The organism is Streptomyces sp. NPDC005898 (assembly GCF_040629635.1).
Taxonomy (GTDB): domain Bacteria; phylum Actinomycetota; class Actinomycetes; order Streptomycetales; family Streptomycetaceae; genus Streptomyces.
On the sequence record NZ_JBEXWC010000031.1, the window covers coordinates 22,039 to 43,273 of the forward strand.

Sequence of the window (21,235 nt, forward strand, 5' to 3'; positions counted from 1 at the left end):
GGATCATCCCGATGTCGCTTCTGAACACCCCTCTGCACGAGCTGGACCCGGACGTCGCCGCCGCCGTCGACGCCGAGCTGCACCGCCAGCAGTCGACCCTGGAAATGATCGCCTCGGAGAACTTCGCTCCGGTCGCCGTCATGGAGGCCCAGGGCACCGTCCTCACCAACAAGTACGCCGAGGGCTACCCCGGCCGCCGCTACTACGGCGGCTGTGAGCACGTCGACGTCACCGAGCGACTCGCGATCGAGCGCGTCAAGGAGCTGTTCGGCGCCGAGTACGCCAACGTCCAGCCGCACTCCGGCGCCTCCGCCAACCAGGCCGCCCTCTTCGCGCTCGCCCAGCCCGGCGACACGATCCTCGGCCTGGACCTGGCGCACGGCGGCCACCTCACCCACGGCATGCGCCTGAACTTCTCCGGCAAGCAGTTCAACGTGGTCGCGTACCACGTGGACGAGGCCGGCCTGGTCGACATGGCCGAGGTCGAGCGCCTGGCCAAGGAGAACAGCCCGAAGGTGATCATCGCGGGCTGGTCCGCCTACCCGCGGCAGCTGGACTTCGCCGAGTTCCGCCGGATCGCCGACGAGGTCGGCGCGTACCTGTGGGTCGACATGGCGCACTTCGCCGGTCTGGTCGCCGCCGGGCTGCACCCGAACCCGGTGCCGCACGCGGACGTGGTGACCTCCACCACGCACAAGACGCTGGGCGGCCCGCGCGGCGGCATCATCCTGGCCCGCAACAAGGACTTCGCGAAGAAGCTGAACTCCGCGGTCTTCCCCGGCTTCCAGGGCGGCCCGCTGGAGCACGTGATCGCGGCCAAGGCGGTCTCCTTCAAGGTCGCCGCGAGCGAGGAGTTCAAGGAGCGCCAGCAGCGCACCCTGGACGGCGCCCGCATCCTGGCCGAGCGCCTGGTCCAGGACGACGCGAAGGCCGTCGGCGTCGACGTCCTGTCCGGCGGCACCGACGTGCACCTGGTCCTGGTGGACCTGCGCGACAGCGAGCTGGACGGGCAGCAGGCCGAGGACCGCCTCCACGAGGTCGGCATCACGGTCAACCGCAACGCGGTCCCGAACGACCCGCGCCCCCCGATGGTCACCTCGGGCCTGCGGATCGGCACCCCGGCGCTCGCCACGCGCGGCTTCCAGGAGGACGACTTCCGTGAGGTCGCCGACATCATCGCCGAGGCCCTCAAGCCCGGCTTCGAGGCGGACGCCCTGAAGGCCCGGGTCTCGGCCCTGGCCGACAAGCACCCCCTGTACCCCAGCCTGTAGTCATTTCGTACGCTTTCCTTCGTACGTAACTCCGGGGCACCGCGCACACTGGAACTGAACACAGTGAGCGCGGTGCCCCCGCTCATGCCCGGCGCACGCCCCGATCTCCGCACCACCCCGGCGGACGGGGCGTCCACCAAAACCATTGGAGTCTCCCGTGGCCATCTCGGTCTTCGACCTGTTCTCGATCGGCATCGGCCCGTCCAGCTCCCACACGGTCGGCCCGATGCGGGCCGCCCGCATGTTCGCGAGCCGCCTCAAGAACGAGGGCCTCATGGCCCACACCGCCGCGATACGGGCCGAGCTGTACGGCTCGCTCGGCGCCACCGGCCACGGGCACGGCACCCCCAAGGCCGTCCTGCTCGGCCTGGAGGGCGAGTCGCCCCGCACCGTCGACGTGGAGTCCGCCGACGGCCGCGTCGAGGCGATCAAGAGCAGCGGCCGCCTCAGCCTGCTCGGCGTGCACGAGATCGACTTCGACTTCGACACGGACCTGGTGCTGCACCGCCGCAAGGCCCTGCCGTACCACGCCAACGGCATGACGATCTTCGCGTACGACCGTGACGGCGCCCTCGTCCTGGAGAAGACGTACTACTCCGTGGGCGGCGGTTTCGTCGTCGACGAGACCGTCCTGGAGCAGGAGGGCGGCTCGGGCGAGAACCCGATCGTGCCGGACGACACCGTCCTGAAGTACGCCTTCCGCACCGGCGACGAGCTGCTGCGGCTCTCCCGGGAGACCGGTCTGTCCATCTCCGCGATGATGCTGGAGAACGAGAAGGCCTGGCGCACCGAGGAGGAGATCCGCGAGGGCCTCCTGGACATCTGGCGCGTCATGCAGGCCTGCGTCTCCCGCGGCATGTCCCGCGAGGGCATCCTGCCGGGCGGTCTGAAGGTGCGCCGCCGCGCGGCGAACTCGGCCCGCCAGCTGCGCGCCGAGGGCGACCCGCAGGCCCGCTCCATGGAGTGGATCACGCTCTACGCCATGGCCGTCAACGAGGAGAACGCCGCCGGCGGCCGCGTCGTGACCGCCCCGACGAACGGCGCCGCGGGCATCATCCCGGCCGTCCTGCACTACTACATGAACTTCATCCCCGGAGCCGACGAGGACGGCGTGGTCCGCTTCCTGCTCGCGGCCGGGGCGATCGGCCTGCTCTTCAAGGAGAACGCCTCCATCTCCGGCGCCGAGGTCGGCTGCCAGGGCGAGGTCGGCTCCGCCTGCTCGATGGCGGCGGGCGCCCTCGCCGAGGTCCTCGGCGGCTCCCCCGAGCAGGTGGAGAACGCCGCCGAGATCGGCATGGAGCACAACCTCGGCCTGACCTGCGACCCGGTCGGCGGCCTCGTGCAGATCCCGTGCATCGAGCGCAACGGCATGGCGGCCGTGAAGGCCGTCACCGCCGCCAAGATGGCGATGCGCGGCGACGGCTCCCACAAGGTGTCCCTCGACAAGGTCATCAAGACCATGAAGGACACCGGCGCCGACATGTCCGTCAAGTACAAGGAGACGGCCCGGGGCGGGCTCGCGGTGAACATCATCGAGTGCTGAGGCGCTCCGCGAGGTGATCCCGTCGTCGCGGTCGACGACGGGACATCTCGAATTCACTCGGCGCGGACTCCGCCCCACGTACGCGCTCTTTTCTCGGAAAGGCCTCCTTTTCCGGCGCCGGACGAGAGGGAAATGGCGTTCCCCAGGATCGGTGGACGCCGTCCGCAGGGCCGCCGGGCCACCCGGCCGCCATCCTTTTGGCTCTCCCTCAAAACGTCGGTGAGACCGTCTCGGAAAGCGAGACATCCGGCTGTTTTCCTCAAAAGCTGCTGCTACGTTCTCGCCTGTCGCCGGCATTCAGTACCCGGCCCGTGACGCGGCATCGTCATCACCGCCCGCGAGATCGGGCCCAGGCAGCGCAATGGGGGCCACTGCCAGTGATCATCGTTCCGTACGCTCATGGCGCGGCAAGCCCGCACCGGATCGCCGGAGCGGCGGCGCCGTTCGGCGGTGCCGTCTTCGTCGTCGACCCCACGGAGCCACTGCCCCCGACCGTGCTGTCCCTGCTGGGGCAGTTGGGGCCGGTGGTCTCGGGCAGCCAGGGGGACGCGGCGCTGCTCACCGAGCTGGAGCGGTACCGGCCCAGGGGCGTGGTCGCCTTCGTCGACGTGCTGCTGCCACTCGCCTCCTGGATCGGCGCCCACTTCGAACTGCCCTGTCACACCGCCGCCACCTGCGCCTTCCTGACCAGCAAGGCCGCCCAGCGGCGCCGGCTCAACGAGCAGGGCGCGGGGCACGTCTCCACCACCTCGTTCTCGTTCGAGGGTGAGCTGCCCGCGCACCTCGCCGAGTCGGTCTACCCGGCGGTGCTCAAGCCCGACGCGGGGGCCTCCAGCCGGGACACCTTCTACCTGGAGAGCTTCGCCGACCTGCGGGCGCACACCGGTGACCTCGTCGCCGGCCGGCGCTGCGTCCTCGAAGAGGCGATCGTCGGCGCCGGCCGGCTGCCCGGGTCGTGGCTCGCCGACTATCTGTCCGTGGAGCACGCCCTGGCCGACGGGGAGGCCCGCTGCCTCGGCATGACGGGCCGGCTGCCCCTGGCACCGCCGGTGCGCGAACGCGGCCTGGTCCACCCCCTGACCCTGGACGGGGATCTCGGCGCCGAGGTCCGCGAGCTGGCCCTGCGGGCGGTGCGGGCCCTCGGTGTGACCACCGGCCTGACCCACACCGAGATCAAGGTGACCCCGAAGGGCCCGCAGGTCATCGAGGTCAACGGCCGGCTCGGCGGCTCATTGGAACGCCTGGTCCCGCGGGCCGGGGTGGCCGACGTGGTGAGCCTCGCCGTCGAGATCGCCGCCGGCGCCAAGGCGGCGCGCGTGGCCGAACTGATCCGTCCCGCCGAGCAGGTGGCCATGGTCCGGTGGGTGCAGCCCCCCATGGCGGCGACCGCGGTCGAGGGCATCACCGGCCTCGCCGACCTGCGCCGGATGCCGGGCGTCTTCGGCGCCGGACGCGTCCTCGCCCCCGGCTCCGCCGTCGACTGGCGGCGCGGCTCGATCGGCCGGGTGGTCGACGTATGGCTGGAGGCGGCCGACCTGGACGAGCTGGCGCACCGCTCGGCGGCCGTGGAACGACACATCGATCGCCACATCACCTGGAGGTACGCGTGACCGTCACCACCCTGAACACCCCCTCGGCCGAGGCCGTCGTCACCGAGGCCGTCCGCCGGGCCTGGAGCGAGGTGCTGGGCGAGGAGCCCGAGTCGGCGGACGTCAGCTTCTTCGAGGTGGGCGGTGACTCGCTCGCCGCCGTGGAGATGATCGAGCACCTCCAGGAGGAGCTGGGCCGCTCGGTGCGCATCCAGGACGTCTACCGCTCCCCGTCGCAGGCCGGCCTGGTGACGGCGCTGCTGATCGACGAGGGTTCCGTGCCGGCCGCCCACCACACGACCGGGCGCACCGTCGTGCGGCTGCGCAACGCCGGCGCGGGCCGCCTGTGGTGCTTCCTGCCGCCGCAGTCCGGCGCCGTGACCCGCTACGCGAGCATGGCGCGCCTGCTGCCGCTGGCCGACGCGGTCTGGGCCTGCGAGACCCCGGCGGCCCTCTCGCGCGAGGGCATGCGGGCCGTCGCCGACGGCCTGGCGGACGCTCTGATCGGCGAAGGGGCGACGGACTTCGACGAGATCGTGCTGGCCGGGTACTCCCTCGGCGGTGTCTTCGCCCACGAGGTCGCCGCCGCCCTCGCCGCGCGGATCGGGCACGAGCGGGTGTCGGCGCTGCAGATCGACCCGCCCTCCCCCGGCGACCCGGCCCTGTCGCTCACCGCCACCTTCGAGGTGTTCGTGCGCGTCGGCTGGCGCATCACGGCCCGGGAACCCGCCGAGTTCATCGACGCGGCGGGCGAGCGGGACTTCGCGGCCGTCGCCGCCGCCGCGGCCGAGGCCGGCACCCTGCCGAAGAACGCGGGCGCCGACGAGGTCGAGGAGGCGTGGGAGGTGTACGCCGCCAACGCCGCGATCCTCGGCGGGTGGGAGCCGGTGCGGCACCACCCGGACGACCGCCGGGCCATGCTCCGCAGCGTGGCCGCCGACGAGAGCGTGCCGGGCGCCACGGAGACGGTGTGGGCGCCCTGCGCGCCGGAACCGGCCTGGGCCCCGGCCCTCGACGCCGGCCACTGCTGGGGCATCCGCCTCGAACACTTCCAGCTCCTCGAGGCGCCGAACGACGCGACCATCGCCCGCTGGCTGATAGCGGCGGCGGACCTGCTCGCCGGTGAAGTCGGGGCGCGGTAGATGACCCTCACGCCGTCGGTCGAGGACGCCGCCGTGCCACCCCCGCCGGGCCGCGGCCGGCTGCCCGGCTGGCTGACCGAGCTGGGCCGGCCGGGCGCCCGCGGCACGCTGGCCCGGCAGGCGCTGATCGACTCTGCGGGCAACGGGATCGCGCTCGGTCTGCTGACCCTGTTCCTCGTCGGCCCGGCCGGTCTGACCAAGGCCGAGGTCGCCGGCTGTCTGACGCTGGCGGCGGCCGGGGGCCTGCTCGCGACCCTGCCGGCCCGCCGGCTGATGCCCCGGATCGGCGCGCGCCGCTACGCCATCGGCTCCAACCTGATCCGCGCGGTGCTGATCGGCGTCCTGCCCTTCACCTCCGGGGTGGTGCCGATCGGCGCCCTGCTGATCCTGAACGGCGTGGCGGAGGCCGGACGTTACGCCATGTACCAGGTGATCATCGCCGAGGCGGTGCCGGACGAGGCCCGCACCGAGGTGCTGGGCATCCGCCGCGCGCTCGGCAACCTCGGCTTCACCGCGGCGGCGGGCCTGTCCGCGGTCGCGATCGCCGGGGGCGGCCGGTCCGCCTTCCAGGCGGCCTTCCTCTTCGACGTACTGACCTTCCTCGTCAGCGCCGCGCTCGTGGCACGGATCGAGGCCGGGCTGCCCGGCACGGCGCCCCCCGCCGCGACGACGCGGCACGGGGCGCTCGGCGACGTGCGGTACATGACGCTGACCGGCCTGCGCAGCGTCTGCGGGATCGTCGCGTCCGGGGTGCTGACCGTGGGCCTGCCGCTGTGGGTGGTCACCGAGACCGAGGCGCCGCGCTGGATCGCGGGACTGCTGCTCGGGGTCAACACGCTCCTCGTGGTGCTGTTCCAGGTCGCGATCTCCGCGCGCGTGACGAACCTCGCCGCCGCCCGGCGCGCCCTGCTGGTCAGCTGCGCGCTGACCTGCGTGGGGATGGCGGGGTTCGCGCTGGCCTCGCACGTCGGGGCGGGGACGGCCGCGCTGCTGCTGTGCGCGGGGACCGCCCTGGTCGGCTTCGGGGAGATGGCCGACACCGCGAGCTGGTGGGTGATCTCGTTCGACCTGGCGCCGGTGGACCGCCGCGCCGAGTACCTCACCACCTTCGACATGTCCACACCGGCGACGGAGATCGCCGGCCCGACCGCCATGGTCCTCGTGGTCGCGGCGGGCAGCACGGGCTGGGTCGCGTTCGGCGCGCTCGTGCTCGCCTCCGGCCTCTTCTCGGCGCTGCTGCTGCGTCATGAAACCGCTCCTGGGAAGGACACCGCATCCGCATGAGCACGCTGTACGCGTCGTTTCTCGACACCGTCCGCCGGCACCCGGCCGAGACGGCGCTGGAGGTCGACGAACACGTCCTGACCTACGCCGAGTTGGCCGCCGTCGTGGACGGCCTCGCCGGCCGTCTCACCGTCGGCCCCGGCGCGCGCGTCGGGCTGCTGGCGTCGCGGAGCCTCGCCGCCTACGCGGGGTATCTGGCGATCCTGCGCAGGGGTGCGACGGTGGTGCCGCTGAACCCGAAGTTCCCGCCGCAGCGCATCGAGTCGATCGCCGAACAGGCCGGGCTCGGGCTGCTCCTGGTGGACGAGGGGCTGGACGCGGCCGTGGTGGCCGCCGCGAGGGAGTCGGCCAAGCGCCTTTCGGTGGCGACGCTCGTGGAGAGCGACCGCACGCTGACGGCTCCTTCGACGGGCCCCGCCCCGGGCCCCTGCGCCGGCAGTGCCGACGACGTCGCGTACATCGTGTTCACGTCCGGCTCGACGGGGCGCCCCAAGGGGGTGCCGATCCGCCACCGCAACGTCGTGGACTACGTACGGCACCACGTCGACCGGTACGAGAGCGCGCCGGGCTGCCGGTTCTCCCAGATCTCCGACCTCACCTTCGACATGTCGGTGTTCGACCTGTTCGTGTGCTGGGCCGGTGGCGCGGCCCTCGTGGTGCCGAGCGCCGCCGAGGTCCTGGACCCGGCCGCCTTCGTCGGCGCCCGGGGGATCACGCACTGGTTCTCCGTGCCCTACGTCGTGACGCTCGCGAACCGGCTGAAGCTGCTGCCGCCCGGCGCGATGCCCGGCCTGCGCCGGAGCCTGTTCGGCGGCGAGCAGCTCACCTTCGAGCAGGCCCGGGTGTGGGCCGACGCCGCGCCGGGCAGCACGATCGACAACGTGTACGGCCCGACCGAGCTGACGGTGACCGTCACCTCGTACCGGCTGCCCGCCGATCGGGATCAGTGGCCGACGACGAGCAACGGCTCGGTGCCCATCGGCACGCCGCATCCCGCGATGGAGTACACGCTGCTGGACGACGAGTTGTGCGTGCGCGGCCCGCAGCGGTTCGACGGCTACTTCGACCCGTCGGACAACATCGGGCGCTTCCACCCGCCGGCGGGGCACGAGCCGGCCGAGAGCGACTGGTACCGCACCGGGGACGTGGTCTCGGTGGAGGAGGACGGGGTGCTCGTCCACCGGGGCCGGCTGGACCAGCAGGTCAAGTTCCGCGGCTACCGCATGGAGTTGCCGGAGATCGAGGCGAAACTGCGGGCGGCGCCGGGCGTCGAGGACGCGGTCGTGGTGCACCAGGCCTCGGGCGGCAACGGCGGTCGGCTGGTCGCCGTCTACACCGGGGAGCGCACCTCGCCCGCCGCACTGACCAAGGAGTTGCGCGTCAAGTTGGCGCCGTACATGGTGCCGAGCCGGTTCATCTGGGCCGAGCGGCTGCCGACCAACGCGAACGGCAAGATCGACCGCCGGCGCCTCGCCGCCGAACTCGACTGATCCGGCAGGGGAGATGACTGGGCCGGGCCGCCAACACCGCAAGTTCGCGCCTTGGTTGAGCCCCCTTCAAGAAACGTGCATTCAACAATCTCTTTACCTTCATTATTCGAGATCGCACTGTCGCTCCACGGACCGCTGTGCCTATGATCAAGCTCCGCTCACCAGCGGATACGCATCACGCACACCGACGGTCCCGCTCCGTCGGACCGCACGCCCGAGGCCTGAGCGCATACCCTGCGCCTCTCTCGCGGGTTTTCGTTCTTGGCATATCCCGCCGCTTTTCCCCGGGCACCCGGTGACGCCTCCCCGTCACCGCCATCCCCGGCCCCGGGCCCGTCCCAAGCGGCACCAAGAAGAAATCCGGAATTGATGAACCAGCTCGCAGACATACCCCTCTCCACGCCTGAATCCGGGACCATGACCGGCGCCCAGTCCCTCGTCCGATCCCTCGAACTCGTCGGCGCGGAAACGGCGTTCGGCATACCGGGCGGCGCGATCACCCCGGCGTACGACGCGCTGATGGACTCGACGAAGGTGCGGCACATCCTGGTGCGGCACGAACAGGGCGCGGGCCATGCCGCGACCGGTTACGCGCAGGCCACCGGCAAGGTCGGCGTCTGCATGGCGACGAGCGGTCCGGGCGCCACCAACCTGGTCACCCCGATCGCCGACGCCTACATGGACTCGGTGCCCATCGTGGCGATCACCGGCCAGGTGATGAGTTCCTCGATCGGCACGGACGCCTTCCAGGAGGCGGACATCTGCGGCATCACCATGCCGATCACCAAACACAGCTTCCTGATCACCGACCCGGACGACATTCCCCGGGCGATCTCCGAGGCCTTCCACATCGCCTCGACCGGCCGTCCCGGGCCCGTCCTGGTCGACATCACCAAGGACGCGCTGCAGAAGGAGACGGTCTTCCGGTGGCCGGCCGAGCACCGGCTCCCCGGCTACCGCCCGACGACCAGGCCGAACAGCAAGCAGATCCACGAGGCCGCCCGGCTGATCGCCGCCGCCGAGCGCCCGGTGCTCTACGTCGGTGGCGGCGTCCTCAAGGCACGGGCCTGCGCCGAGCTGCGGACCCTGGCGGAACTCACCGGCATCCCGGTCACCACGACCCTCATGGGCATCGGCGCCTTCCCCGACAGCCACCCCCAGCACCTGGGGATGCCCGGCATGCACGGGACGGTCGCGGCCGTGACGGCGCTCCAGAAGGCGGACCTGATCGTCGCCCTCGGCGTGCGGTTCGACGACCGCGTCACCGGCAGGCTGGACAGCTTCGCGCCGCACGCCAAGGTCGTGCACGCCGACATCGATCCCGCCGAGATCGGCAAGAACCGCTTCGCGGACGTGCCGATCGTCGGGGACGCCCGCGAGGTGCTGGTGGACCTCGTCGCCGCCCTGCGCGAAGGATCGAAGGGCACCGCGGCCGACCTCACGGCCTGGTGGAAGCTGCTCGACGACTGGCGCGCGAGGTATCCGCTGGGCCACGAGCCGGCCCCGGCCGGCCGCCTCTCCCCGCAGGAGGTCATCCGGCGCATCGGGGAGCTGACCGACGACTCCACGATCTTCACGGCCGGTGTGGGCCAGCACCAGATGTGGGCCTCCCAGTTCATCACGTACGACCGGCCGGGCAGCTGGCTCAACTCCGGCGGGGCGGGCACCATGGGCTACGCCGTGCCCGCCGCGATGGGCGCCAAGGTGGGCGAGCCCGGGGCGACGGTCTGGGCGATCGACGGCGACGGCTGTTTCCAGATGACCAACCAGGAACTGGTCACCTGCGCGCTCAACAACATCCCGATCAAGGTCGCGATCATCAACAACGGCGTCCTCGGCATGGTCCGCCAGTGGCAGACCCTCTTCTACGGGCAGCGGTACTCCAACACCGTGCTGCACGCCGGGAAGGCGACCGACGGAAAGGCGGCCGAAGGAGCGCCCGGCGGCACCCGCGTCCCGGACTTCGTCAAGCTCGCCGAGGCCATGGGCTGCCACGCACTGCGCTGCGAGACGCCCGAGGAGCTGGACGCGACCATCGAGAAGGCCATGGCCCTCGACGACGCCCCCGTGGTCATCGACTTCATCGTCCACGAGGACGCGATGGTCTGGCCGATGGTCGCGGCCGGCACCTCCAACGACGCCATCATGGCCGCCCGCGGCATCCGTCCCGACTTCGGTGACGACGAGGAGTAGGAACGCCATGTCGAAGCACACACTCTCCGTCCGCGTCGAGAACAAGGCCGGTGCCCTGACCCGGATCGCCGGGCTCTTCTCGCGCCGCGGCTTCAACATCGACTCCCTGTCGGTGGGACCGACCGACGAACCGACCACCTCGCACATGACGATCGTCGTCGACGTGGTGGAGGAGCGCCCGCTGGAGCAGGTCGTCCAGCAGCTCCACAAGCTCGTCAACGTCATCTCCATACAAGAACAGCCCCGGTGACAGCGCCGGGAGCACCAAGCCGTGAAGGTCGGGGGGAGACCACACCGGATGTCCATCGCCGCTCAGCCTCCGCTGATCAGTCAGCGGACCGCAGCACAAGCACCGACCCGCTCGACGCCCGCTCGCCCGCCGCGGGACCGCGGCGAGCGCGGTGACCGGATCACCCTCGGCATCTCGGCGCGCGAGCTGTCCCGATGCCGCTTCTCCGTCTCGCCGCTCCTGGAGGTCCTCGCGGCGGCCGAACTCCTGTGCGGCCAGTACCCGGCCGCGCTCGGCCGCCGCCCGCGCGGCCCGAAGTTCGGCAAGCGGCACGCCTTCACCCCCTCCGCGGTCCAGCGCCACATGCGGCTCGCGGCGGGCCGGCTGGCGCTGCGGGAGCGGGGCGGGGCCGCCCGTCAGGAGACCGACTTCGCGGCTCTCGGGCCGATGGAGGGGCCGGTGCGCGAGTTCTTCCAGGAGTGTCTCGCCGAGGACTGGCCCCGGATCAGGACCGCCCTGGAGTCGGATGTCGCGCTGCGCGCGCACGACCTCGCCGCGTACGGCGTCCGCCAGGTCGTCGACAGCCTGCCCGGGGTCACCGTGCGCGAGGTCCGCGGCGAGCCCGCGGGCGGCGAACGCGAACTGATCCTGGTGCCCTCGGTGTTCCAGCGCACGCGCGTGCTCCTGACGGGCGCGGGAGGGTCGGTGATCACCTACCCCGCGTCCGGCCATCGCCGGATCTGGGACGACGAGGCCGTCGCCCCCACCCGGCTCGGCGCGCTGCTCGGCCGCGGCCGCGCGGCGGCGCTGCTGAACATCGGCGCCGGCTGCGGGACCACGGAACTGGCGGACCGGCTCGGCGTCAGCGCGGGCACCGCCTCGGTGCACGTGTCCGCGCTGCGCAACGGGGGCCTGGTGGCCACGCACCGCATCGGCAAGGCGGTCAAGCACGTCCTGACGCCGGTCGGTTCGGCGCTCCTCACCGCGCACGTCACGGCGGAGACGAGCATGCTCCCGCAGCTGTTCTGACGGCCGCGACGGCCGCCGCCGCGACCACCGGCCGACGCCCCCCTTGCCGGGGGCGTCGGCCGGGCGCCGGGGGCCGGTCAGCCGTTGATCAGGTGGTCGGTGCCGGGGACCAGGTGCTCCTGGTGGGGGGCCATGTCGTCCACGTTCACCGTCTTGATGATCCAGCGCGTCTGCAGCGCCTCCGGGTCACCGACCTCGACGACCTCCTTGGCGTGGATCGTGTGGTTGTTGTACGTGATCACGAAGTCGCCGGGCTCGATGAACACCCGCTGCTTGAGCTTGTGCAGGGTCTCGGCGACCTTCGGCACGATGGTCTTGGCGGCGTCGGTGACCCCCACCGTGCGGTTCTCGAAGAACCGGAGGTCCTCCGGGCCGCGCCCGCCGATGATCGGGTGCATGTCCGCCTCGCCGAGCTCGACCCGGCCGCCGCCCATGGTGCTCAGGTCGTCGAAGGGCGTGTAGAACTCGGCGGAGCGCAGCAGCGCCAGCTCCTCCTCGGTGAAGGAGGCGATGACGTCGATGTTGCGGACGAACGACGTGTAGACCTCGTTCACCGGGGTGCTGCGCATGCCGACCATGTACACCTGGTCCGGGCGCACGAAGTGGTTGGCCAGGTCCTTGTGGAAGTGGATCTGGTTGAGCGCCTTCTGCGACTGGCTGCTCTGCAGCCGGCGCTGCGGGTAGATGTCCTGGAAGACGTCGCCGTCGTTGACGTTGACGTAGCCGATGGCCGGGGTGTTCGCCAGCTGGGCGAACAGCGCGAGGAACCCCTCGGCGACGAACGTCTTCTTCAGCTCGTACTTGGAGCGCACCGGCTGGTCGAAGTCGAATACGGGTACGTCGCGGTCGTGGGGCACGTTCTTCAGGACGACCACGGGCTCGGTGGCGCGGTCGCGGGTCGCCAGCGAGTCGACGTAGGCACGGAAGCGGGCCGGGACGGCGTCGGTGGATATGAGCTGACCCACCTGGAAGCGGTGGGCCTCGTAAAGGCGATAGGGGTTCGCCGTGACACCGGCGAGCGCGGACTCCAAGGCCTCGCGCTCCGCGTCCGTGAACACGAACTCCGGGGTGATGGTCCAACTGGTCCCGATGGCGGCCTCGACAGTCATTTACGCTCCTTGGAAAAAGTGAATTCCACGCCTCGGCCGGGAAGTTAACCCCCGCGCTTTCACCGTTGTCCATGAATTTGAGGCAGAGTCAAAACCTGCGTCGAAACCTGTGAGTGCCCACTGTTTTCGGCCTGTTCACCCGAGGGCGGTGAACGCCGTACGCCCCGGACACGGACCCGGGGAACCAGCCGGATCCACTTGCCGCGCACGGGAGTGGACACCGTGTGATCCCAGCCACCCGGGATTGATCTTCCTCGCGGCCGACTGCTAGCGTCTGAAACAGGCGAGCTGAAAATAGCTTGCGCGTCGGGGGCTCACAAGGTCATCACCCGGAAAGCCACCCCACACTTTCCCCTTGCCGGGACGCGGAACGCCGACACTTCTCGATTCAGCCGCCCGGCATATCCACTCCGCGTGGATGCCACCCGAATGCCTGCCGACGCCTCGCCGCGGGCATGAGAGAAGATCGAGAACCACATGTCGCCGGCAGAAAATCGGCCAAAAATGACATCCCGCACGTTCGGTGTCGTGGCCACCGCCTACCTGAGCCTCTTCATGGTTTCCGCGGACAATTCCATCATCAACACCGCGGTGCCGCGCATCTCGGCCTCGCTGGGGGCGGGCACGCCGGACGTCCAACTCGCCATCGACGCCTACATGCTGGTCTTCGCGTCGTCGCTCATCGTCGCGGGCAGCGCCGTCGACCGCATGGGGGCCCGCCGCTCCTACGCGGTGGGCCTCACCGTCTTCACCGCCGCCTCGCTGCTGGGCGCGTTCGCGCCCTCGGTGCTCGCGCTGGTGCTCTCCCGCGCGGGCATGGGCGTCGGCGCCGCGTTCATCGTGCCGAGCATCTTCGGTCTGTTCGCCGCGGAGTTGACCGACGGCGAGCGGCGGCGCGTCCTCGCGCTGTGGCCGGCCGTCGTGGGGCTCGGGGTGGCCATCGGCCCGGTGCTCGGCGGGCTGCTGCTGACCCGGTTCTGGTACGGATCGATCTTCCTGATCAATGTGCCGGTCGGCGCGATTGCCCTCGCCGGCACGGCCACGCTCATCCGGCGCAGGGAGCCGGTGCCCACCGGGAGGCGCCCGAGCCCCGTCGGGGCGCTGCTGCTGCTGGCCGGGGTCGCGGTGTTCGCCTCGGCGATCATCTTCGCCGCCGACGACCGGCTTCCCGGCCTGCTGCGGCTCGGACTCGGCGCCGCCGGTCTGCTGACCCTGGTCGGCTACACCGTCCACGAACGGCGCACCGACCGGCCGTTGTTCGACCTCGGTTACTTCCGGGAGCGGACGTTCACCGGCGCCGTCGTGGCCATGTCCGGACTGTTCTTCGCCCTGTTCGGCACGGTGTTCCTGGCCGGCCAGTTCACCCAGTACGGCCTGGGCTGGAGCCCCTTGCTCGCCGGCGCCGGGCTGCTGCCGCTGGCGATCGGGCTGACCGTCGCCTCCCTGTCCTGCGTCGCGGTCGTCGCGCGGGTCGGGGCCAAGGCCGCCGTGGCGATCGGGCTCGGCCTCGGCGCCCTCGGCTGCGCCTGCTGCGCCCTGGCCGCCCTCGATCTGCGCTATCCGCTGCTCGCGGCGGGGCTGCTGTGCTGCGGGCTCGGCATGGGGCTGTCCGTCGGGCCCGCGCTCACGCTGATCGTCAGCGGCCTGCGGCCCTCCGACGCGGGCGTCGGATCGTCCGTGAACGCCATGTTCCAGCAGATCTGCGGGGCCGGTGGCGTCGCCGTGATGGGCCTGGTGTTCACCGCCGGCTACCGGGCGCGGGTCGACTCGGTGCCCGGTCTTCCGGGGGGCGCGGCGGCGTCCGTGACCGAGGGCCACGCCCTGATCGCCCGTGGCGCCGGAGGGGCCACGGCGTGGTTCACCGACGGAGTCGGCTCCGGCCTGCTCATCGCCTGGATCGTCGGCGCGGTGGTGGCCTCGGCCGCCGCGATCACCGTCCTGGTGCTGCTGCCCGCCACCGCCAAGGCCCCCTCCCCCACTTCCAGTTCGCGAAAGGTGAACGCCTGATGACTTCGGAAACCGGCGCCACGCTGTACGCCGCGATCGCCGCGCACGCGATCGACCGTCCCGAGCGGACCGCGCTGTCCCGCGGCGATCACCGGCTGAGCTACCGCGACCTCGCGGCGGCCGCGGACACCCTGGCCGAGCGGCTGCGCGACCTGGGGGCAGGACCGGAGAGCGTGGTGGTCATCGACCTGCCGGTCGGCTTCGACACGGTCGTGGCGATGGCCGCGGTCAGCCGCGTGGGTGCGGCCTTCACCCTGCTGGAGCCCGATCTGCCCGAGGCCCGCAAGCAGTTGATCATCGACGACTGCCGGCCGGCCGCGCTGATCACCGGGGCGGGCCCGGCGCGCGGCCCCCGGCCCGGCCCGCCGCTGGACGAACGGCTGGTCCGGCGCACCTCGCCCGCCGCGTACGTCGCCTACACCTCGGGGTCGACGGGAGTGCCCAAGGGCGTCGTCGTCGAGCAGGCCGCGCTGGACAACCACGTCCGGCGCACCATCGACTGGTACGGCCTGACCTCGGCCGACACCCGGCTGTTCTTCTCCTCCATCGCGTTCGACCTCGCGCTGGAGCAGATCTGCACGTCCCTGGCCGTCGGCTGTGAACTCGTCTTCCGCGACGAGACGTTCGTGTACGGCGGCGCCGAGGAGTTCCTGCACCACTGCCGCCGCCTCGGCATCACCGTGCTGAGCCTGCCGACGGGCGTGTTCAACCGGTTCGGCGCCGAGCTGGCCGGGTCGGCCGGCCACACCGCGCCGGAGCTGCGCCTGGTGATGGCCGGCGGCGAGGCGCCGACGCGGCGCGCGGTGGCGTCCTGGGCGGTCGTCGCGCCGGGCGGCACCCGCGTGGTGAACGGCTACGGTCCCACCGAGACGGCCGTCGTCGTCTGCTACCGGGACCTGCTGCCCGGCGACGCCATCGCGATCGGCGCGCCGATCGAGGGTGTCCGGTTCCGCCTCGAACCGCTGGGCGAGGACGGCACCTCGGCCGGCCTCGTCATCCAGGGTGTCGCGGTCGGCCGCGGCTATCTGGGGCGGGCGGCGTCCTCCTCGGCGTTCCACCTGCTCGACGGGGAGTGGTCCTACCGCACCGGTGACGTGGCGACGGCGCGGCCCGACGGCGGCTACGACCTGCACGGCCGTTTCGACGCGCAGGTCAAGGTCAACGGCGGCTTCCGGGTCGAACTCGGCGAGATCGTCTCGCGCCTGCTGGCCATCGACTTCGTCCTCGACGCGGTGGTCGTGCCGTACGAAGGGGCCGGCGGCCGGCTGCTCGCCGCGTTCGTCCGGCTGGACGCGGGCCGCGCGCCGGGGACGGATCCGGCGGCGGTGATCGCGCGGCGGCTGGCCGACGCCCTGCCCGACTACATGGTGCCCGCGCGGGTGAGCGTGGTGGACGAGTTCCCGCTGACGTCGCGCGGCAAGGTCGATCAGGCCGCGCTCCTGGAGCGCGCTCGGAGCCTGACGGCCCAGGAGGCCGAGGAGGGCGCCGACCCGGCGGATGTCGCCGCGCAGCTGCGGCTCGCGTGGCGGCAGGTCCTCGGCAGCCCGCCCGAGGACGAGTCGGCGAGCTTCTTCGCGGTGGGCGGCGACTCGGTCAGGGCGATCGAGCTGATCACCCAGGTGCGCGACCGGCTCGGCGTGCAGGTGCGCGCCGCCGAGCTGTACCGGACGCCGTCCTTCGACGCGCTGGTGCGCCTGCTGACCGATCGCCGCGAGGGGATCCCGACCGCGCACCACACCACCGGCACCACGCTGGTGCGGATGCGTCCGGCGGGCGAGGACAGGCTGTGGGTCTTCCTGCCGCCGCTGTCCGGCGCCGTCACGCGCTACGCGTCGCTGTCGAGGCTGCTGCCTCCCGAGGACACCGTGTGGGCCATGGAGACCCCGCCGGAACTGTCCGGCAAGGGCATGGCGGCCCTCGCCGACGGGCTGGCCGAGGTGCTGCTGGCGAGCGGCGTCGACGGGTACGGCACCGTCTGCGTGTCCGGGTTCTCGCTGGGCGGCGTGTTCGGCTACGAGGTCGCCCGCCGGCTGCGCGACCGGCTCGGCGACCCGGTGCGGGCCCTGCTCATCGACCCGCCGGACCCGGGCGCGCACCGGGTGAGCGTGCGGGACGCCTTCGACATCTTCGTGCGGGTCGGCTGGTCGATCCCGGTGCCCGCGGAGCGGTTCGTCGACGCGTCCGGCGGGTTCGACCTGGCGGCGGTCACCGCGGCGGCCAAGGACGCGGGGACCCTGGCGCGGGACGCGGGGCAGCGGGAGATCGAGGACGCCTGGGCGGTGTACGAGTCGAACGCGCGGGTGCTGGACGGCCTGGTCCTCGGTGAGCCGGGCGGGCTGCCCGTGCGCATCCTCCAGGGCGACACGGGCGGCGAGATCGACTACGCCCGCCGCGGCCCGACCGCCGTGGCGGCCGGCGGCGACGAGCCGTGGACCGGCGGGCGGGCGCTGGGCCAGTGGCGGGACATCCTGCCGGACGCCGCCGTGGACCGGCTGCCCGTCGACCACTTCGCGCTGCTCGAATCGCCCAACGACGAGCTGGTCCGCGACTGGCTGGTCGCCCGGGCACAGCACTCGTTGTGAGCCGGACCAGGGGCGGCCGTTACCCTGACCCCCGTCAGTAGTGCATTGAGAAGGGGTGGATCCGGTGGCGGACATCGAGGAAGCGCGCAGGACGTTCGACCAGTTCGACGCGGACGGCGACGGCTTCATCACGGCGGCCGAGTGGAAGAGCGCCATGGCCAAGATGGGCGACTTCTACATGACCGAGACGGTGGCCGAGGCCGTCATCGGCGCGAAGGACGTGGACGCGGACAAGCGGCTGTCCTTTGACGAGTTCTGGGCGAGCCTGAACAAGTAGTCGCGGCTGGAGGGGCCCGGCGCGTTCGTGCGCCGGGCCCCTCGCCGTGTCCGGGGGTGCCTGCGCCCGCATTCCGGCGGCCCCGCCGGAATACCCCCGCGCTTCCGGAGGTTACCTCCGTATACGCATTGGCCCACCGGACGCGCGGTGGACCACCGATACGGCAGCGCATCACCAAAGGGGCAGTCATGAAGATCGGCATCATCGGCGCGGGCAACATCGGCGGCAACCTCACCCGCCGCCTGACCGCTCTCGGCCACGAGGTCTCCGTCGCGAACTCCCGCGGCCCGCACACCCTGACCGCCCTCGCCGAGGAGACCGGGGCGACGCCCGTCCCGGTGGAGGAGGCCGCGCGCGGCGCGCAGGTCGTCGTGGTGACGATCCCCCTCAAGGCGGTCCCTGACCTGCCCAAGGGCTTCTTGGACGCAGCGGCGAAGGACGTCGTCGTCATCGACACCGGCAACTACTACCCGCAGCAGCGCGACGGCAGGATCGCCGAGATCGAGGAGGGCCTGACCGAGAGCCGCTGGACCGAGCGGCAGATCGGCCACTCCGTCGTCAAGGCGTTCAACGGCACCTACGCCCAGGACATCCTCGACAAGCCGCGGCCCCAGGGCGCCCCGGACCGCGTCGCCCTGCCGGTGTCCGGTGACGACGAGGTCGCCAAGAAGGTCGTACGCGATCTGCTCGACGAACTCGGCTTCGACACCGTCGACAACGGCGGCCAGGACGAGTCGTGGCGCCAGCAGCCGGGGACTCCCGTGTACGGCAACACCGGCGGCGTCGAGGCGATCCGCGAGGCCCTGCGGGCGGCCTCCCCCGAGCGCACGGCCGAGTGGCGCGCCTGACCTTTCCGCCGGGACGCCGCGGCGCCCTAGGGCGAGGCCCACTCCCGCAGGGCGTCCTCGCTCTCGAAGCGGGCGACGTTCTTGTCCACCGGTGACGACGTGTACTGGTGGAACGTCCACCGCGCCTTGATGCGCGGCTTCCCGGCGCTCACGTAGTCGGCGATCCACAGGCCGTCGCCGGCATACGACGTCGTGTCGTGGTTGAGCCAGAAGTCGCGGTTGCAGTAGAGCAGCACCCGGTGGTCGGGACGGAGCCGCTTCACCTCCCGGATGAAGCGGTCCTTCTCGCCGTTGGTCGCGCGGGTGTGGTCGCCCGTCCACTCCCAGTCCACCGCGAGGAGGTCCCCCTTCTTCTCCGGGGCCCTGGCGACGAAGTACTCGGCCTGGGCCTTGATGTTCCCCGGCCACAGGAAGTGGTAGTAGCCGACGACGCAGTCGCCGTCGCGGGCCAGCTTCGTCTGCTCGGCCAGTCTCGGGTTGACGTACGAGCGCCCCTCCGTCGCCTTGACGAAGACGAAGCAGAGGCCGTCGGTGTCGAACGTGGTCTGGTGGGAGCTGACATCGATGCCGCGCAGCATGACGGCCTCCGGTGGGCGAGGGTACGGTGGGGGGGTTTGCGAACTGCCCCTTTTGTGCCCGGTGTCGGCATGCGTCAACCGTCAACCGTCCATCTGTCAACGGAAGATGCCGGTGTGACCCAGTGAGTAGCGGCCCGGCTGCGGGTAGACGGCGAGGCCGTGCGGGCCGCTGCCGACCGGGATGCGGCCCAGCTCGACCCCGGTGCGGGTGTCGATGGCGTACACCTCGGAGTCGTAGCGCCCGGACAGCCACAGGGTGTTGCCGTCCGCGGAGACACCGCCCATGTCGGGGCTGGCGCCCCGGGAGAGCTTCCACTTCTTGGTGAGCCGGTTCTTCGGGAAGTCGAAGACGGAGATGGTGCCCTCGCCTCGGTTGGAGATGTACATCTCCTTGGAGTCGCGGCTGACGTAGAGGCCGTGGCAGCCCTTTCCGGTCGGCAGCAGCTTCGGCTCCGTGAACTTCTCGCCGTCGAGGACCCACATGCCGTGCGCCATCATGTCGGCGACGTAGAAGGTCTTGCCGTCCGGGGACATCTTCACGTCCTGCGGCATGGCGCCCTTGAAGGGGATCTTCCGCTGGCCGACGACCTCCATCTTCTCCGTGTCGACCTTGAGCAGCTCACCGGAGAACTCGCAGGAGACGATGAAGTAGCGCCCGTCCATGGAGAAGTCGGCGTGGTTGACGCCCGCGCAGGTGACCGGGACCGTCTTGACGCGGTTCATGGTCTTCGGGTCGCGGAAGACCAGCTCGCGGTCCATGGACGCCATCACGACGGCGTGCTTGCCGTTCGGCGTGAAGTAGAGGTTGTAGGGGTCGGAGACCTCGACGGTGCGGCCCGGCTTGCCGGTCACCGGATCGATGGCGGTGAGGCTGTCGCCGAGGTCGTTGTTGACCCAGAGCGTCTTCATGTCCCAGGAGGGGACGACGTGCTGGGGCTGGTCGCCGACCTTGATGGTCTCGACGACCTTGAACTTCTCGGGGTCGATGACGGACACCGTGTCGGACTCGGTGTTCGGGACGTAGACGCGCGACAGGAACTTCCTGGCCACGGGCGCCAGGGCGTTCGGGCGGTCGGCGGCGTAGGCGTCCTTGGGGTCCAGGACCGGCGGCATGCCGGGCAGGCCGCGGATCGCCTTCGGCCTGGCGGGCTCGCGGGCGCCCTTGGTGCCGAGGGCCTCGTCGGACCGCTCGTCGGTGCCGCAGCCGGCGAGGGCGGCGAGCACCGCGCCCGCGGCGAGAACGGCGGCGGCGCGGGTGGTCAGGTTCAGTGCGATGCGGGACATCAGGTCAGCAGCTCCGTGGTCGTCACCGCGCGCAGGCCGCGGCGTTCCAGTTCTTGCAGGACGGCGGGGAGCGCGGCGACGGTGTCCGCGTACCCGAAGTGCAGGCTCACCACGGATCCCGCGCGGACCTCGGCGGCGATCTTGCGGGTGACGGCCGGGGCGCCCGGCGAGGTGAAGTCGAGGGAGTCGACGTCGTAGGACAGGACGTGCGGGTAGCCGGCGCGGTGGGCGAGCCGTTCGACGAGGGGGGTCGCCGTGCGGGCCCGCGAGGGGCGGAACCAGGTGCCGATGGAGCCGGTGAGGCGGCGCAGCCGCTCCGCGCAGCCGGTGATCTCGGCGTAGGCGTCGGCTTCCGGCATGGCGTTGACGTCGAGGTGGTGGAGGGTGTGGTTGCCCAGATCGTGGCCGCCGTCGAGGACGCGGTGGGCGAGGTCGGGGTGGGCGTCGAGCCAGCCCCCGACGGCGAGCACGGTGACCCTGGCGCCGGCCCGCTCCGCCTCGGCGAGCAGCGCCTTCGCGATGGCGGGGTCGCCCTGCCCGTGAAAGGTGAGGGCGACCTCCGGGCGCTTGCGGGGCCCGTGCTCGATCTGCCCGGGCAGATCGGGAAAACGACGCGGCGCGGGGGCGGCCGGCGGCGCCTTGGCCACGGACGAACGCTCCCGCGCGGGCACCCTCGGGCGCCCACTCCCACACCCACCGAGCAGCGCGACACCGGCACCCGCGGCAGCGACCGACACCCCGCCCCACAGCACCCCACGCCGCCCGGGCGGGGGCGACTGG

16 protein-coding genes and 1 pseudogene are annotated in these 21,235 nt (G+C 71.7%); 13 read left to right on the top strand and 4 right to left on the bottom strand.

Annotated elements, in window-relative coordinates:
• Positions 1–11: 11 nt before the first annotated feature.
• From glyA to ABZ385_RS29680, 9 genes and pseudogenes are all read left to right on the top strand, one after another.
• A complete protein-coding gene (glyA, locus tag ABZ385_RS29640; protein ID WP_358582334.1) occupies positions 12–1,271 on the top strand; it encodes a serine hydroxymethyltransferase in 1,260 nt (419 codons plus the stop codon).
• A 157-nt stretch (positions 1,272–1,428) separates the two neighbouring features.
• Complete coding sequence (locus ABZ385_RS29645; RefSeq protein WP_358582336.1) at positions 1,429–2,814, top strand: L-serine ammonia-lyase; 1,386 nt, start codon at positions 1,429–1,431, stop codon at positions 2,812–2,814.
• A 377-nt stretch (positions 2,815–3,191) separates the two neighbouring features.
• Positions 3,192–4,424 (top strand): hypothetical protein, encoded by a 1,233-nt coding sequence (locus ABZ385_RS29650; protein WP_358913844.1) that lies wholly within the window; start codon positions 3,192–3,194, stop codon positions 4,422–4,424.
• Entirely contained in the window at positions 4,421–5,545 is a 1,125-nt protein-coding gene (locus ABZ385_RS29655) for a phosphopantetheine-binding protein (protein WP_358913845.1), read from the top strand. The genes ABZ385_RS29650 and ABZ385_RS29655 overlap by 4 nt, the downstream gene beginning before the upstream one ends.
• A complete protein-coding gene (locus ABZ385_RS29660; protein WP_358913846.1) occupies positions 5,546–6,829 on the top strand; it encodes an MFS transporter in 1,284 nt (427 codons plus the stop codon).
• Positions 6,826–8,319 carry an amino acid adenylation domain-containing protein gene (locus ABZ385_RS29665; protein WP_358698968.1) on the top strand — a complete coding sequence of 498 codons (1,494 nt, stop codon included), beginning with the start codon at positions 6,826–6,828 and terminating at the stop codon, positions 8,317–8,319. Before ABZ385_RS29660 ends, ABZ385_RS29665 begins: the two co-directional genes overlap by 4 nt.
• Positions 8,320–8,688: 369 nt before the next feature.
• The gene (locus tag ABZ385_RS29670; protein ID WP_358698967.1) at positions 8,689–10,512 is read left to right on the top strand and encodes an acetolactate synthase large subunit; all 1,824 of its coding nucleotides are present in this window, start codon (positions 8,689–8,691) and stop codon (positions 10,510–10,512) included.
• 7 nt (positions 10,513–10,519) lie between these two features.
• Positions 10,520–10,750: pseudogene (gene ilvN / locus ABZ385_RS29675) on the top strand (acetolactate synthase small subunit); the annotation flags it as partial.
• Positions 10,751–10,810: 60 nt separating this feature from the next.
• The gene (locus tag ABZ385_RS29680) at positions 10,811–11,770 is read left to right on the top strand and encodes a hypothetical protein (RefSeq protein WP_358913847.1); all 960 of its coding nucleotides are present in this window, start codon (positions 10,811–10,813) and stop codon (positions 11,768–11,770) included.
• Between the two features lie 77 nt (positions 11,771–11,847).
• Here ABZ385_RS29680 and ABZ385_RS29685 read toward each other — a convergent pair whose 3' ends face one another.
• Complete coding sequence (locus tag ABZ385_RS29685) at positions 11,848–12,879, bottom strand: hypothetical protein (protein WP_358913848.1); 1,032 nt, start codon at positions 12,877–12,879, stop codon at positions 11,848–11,850.
• A 504-nt stretch (positions 12,880–13,383) separates the two neighbouring features.
• On the opposite strand from ABZ385_RS29685, the gene ABZ385_RS29690 reads away from it, so the two are divergent.
• The 4 genes from ABZ385_RS29690 (at position 13,384) to ABZ385_RS29705 (ending at position 18,593) form a co-directional block, all read left to right on the top strand.
• A complete protein-coding gene (locus ABZ385_RS29690; RefSeq protein ID WP_358913849.1) occupies positions 13,384–14,886 on the top strand; it encodes an MFS transporter in 1,503 nt (500 codons plus the stop codon).
• Positions 14,886–17,468 (top strand): AMP-binding protein, encoded by a 2,583-nt coding sequence (locus tag ABZ385_RS29695; protein WP_358913850.1) that lies wholly within the window; start codon positions 14,886–14,888, stop codon positions 17,466–17,468. The genes ABZ385_RS29690 and ABZ385_RS29695 overlap by 1 nt, the downstream gene beginning before the upstream one ends.
• Positions 17,469–17,532: 64 nt before the next feature.
• Positions 17,533–17,745, top strand: coding sequence for an EF-hand domain-containing protein (locus ABZ385_RS29700; RefSeq protein WP_358582359.1), 213 nt, complete (start codon positions 17,533–17,535; stop codon positions 17,743–17,745).
• Positions 17,746–17,933: 188 nt separating this feature from the next.
• Complete coding sequence (locus ABZ385_RS29705; protein ID WP_358913851.1) at positions 17,934–18,593, top strand: NAD(P)-binding domain-containing protein; 660 nt, start codon at positions 17,934–17,936, stop codon at positions 18,591–18,593.
• Between the two features lie 26 nt (positions 18,594–18,619).
• Here the strand turns inward: ABZ385_RS29705 and ABZ385_RS29710 are convergent, their stop codons facing one another.
• The 3 genes from ABZ385_RS29710 to ABZ385_RS29720 form a co-directional block, all read right to left on the bottom strand.
• Positions 18,620–19,171, bottom strand: coding sequence for a glycoside hydrolase family 25 protein (locus ABZ385_RS29710; protein ID WP_358582361.1), 552 nt, complete (start codon positions 19,169–19,171; stop codon positions 18,620–18,622).
• Positions 19,172–19,267: 96 nt separating this feature from the next.
• Positions 19,268–20,455: a hypothetical protein gene (locus tag ABZ385_RS29715; RefSeq protein ID WP_358582364.1), complete on the bottom strand. Its 1,188-nt coding sequence runs from the start codon at positions 20,453–20,455 to the stop codon at positions 19,268–19,270.
• Positions 20,455–21,159 (bottom strand): polysaccharide deacetylase family protein, encoded by a 705-nt coding sequence (locus ABZ385_RS29720; RefSeq protein ID WP_358913860.1) that lies wholly within the window; start codon positions 21,157–21,159, stop codon positions 20,455–20,457. Before ABZ385_RS29720 ends, ABZ385_RS29715 begins: the two co-directional genes overlap by 1 nt.
• Between the last annotated feature and the right edge of the window lie 76 nt (positions 21,160–21,235).

Coding starts and splice junctions, on each gene's coding strand:
- glyA (WP_358582334.1), top strand. CDS start 12: ATGTCGCTTCTGAACACCCCTCTGCACGAGCTGGACCCGGACGTCGCC.
- ABZ385_RS29660 (WP_358913846.1), top strand. CDS start 5,546: ATGACCCTCACGCCGTCGGTCGAGGACGCCGCCGTGCCACCCCCGCCG.
- ABZ385_RS29665 (WP_358698968.1), top strand. CDS start 6,826: ATGAGCACGCTGTACGCGTCGTTTCTCGACACCGTCCGCCGGCACCCG.
- ABZ385_RS29670 (WP_358698967.1), top strand. CDS start 8,689: ATGAACCAGCTCGCAGACATACCCCTCTCCACGCCTGAATCCGGGACC.
- ABZ385_RS29680 (WP_358913847.1), top strand. CDS start 10,811: ATGTCCATCGCCGCTCAGCCTCCGCTGATCAGTCAGCGGACCGCAGCA.
- ABZ385_RS29685 (WP_358913848.1), bottom strand. CDS start 12,879: ATGACTGTCGAGGCCGCCATCGGGACCAGTTGGACCATCACCCCGGAG.
- ABZ385_RS29690 (WP_358913849.1), top strand. CDS start 13,384: ATGACATCCCGCACGTTCGGTGTCGTGGCCACCGCCTACCTGAGCCTC.
- ABZ385_RS29695 (WP_358913850.1), top strand. CDS start 14,886: ATGACTTCGGAAACCGGCGCCACGCTGTACGCCGCGATCGCCGCGCAC.
- ABZ385_RS29705 (WP_358913851.1), top strand. CDS start 17,934: ATGAAGATCGGCATCATCGGCGCGGGCAACATCGGCGGCAACCTCACC.
- ABZ385_RS29710 (WP_358582361.1), bottom strand. CDS start 19,171: ATGCTGCGCGGCATCGATGTCAGCTCCCACCAGACCACGTTCGACACC.
- ABZ385_RS29715 (WP_358582364.1), bottom strand. CDS start 20,455: ATGTCCCGCATCGCACTGAACCTGACCACCCGCGCCGCCGCCGTTCTC.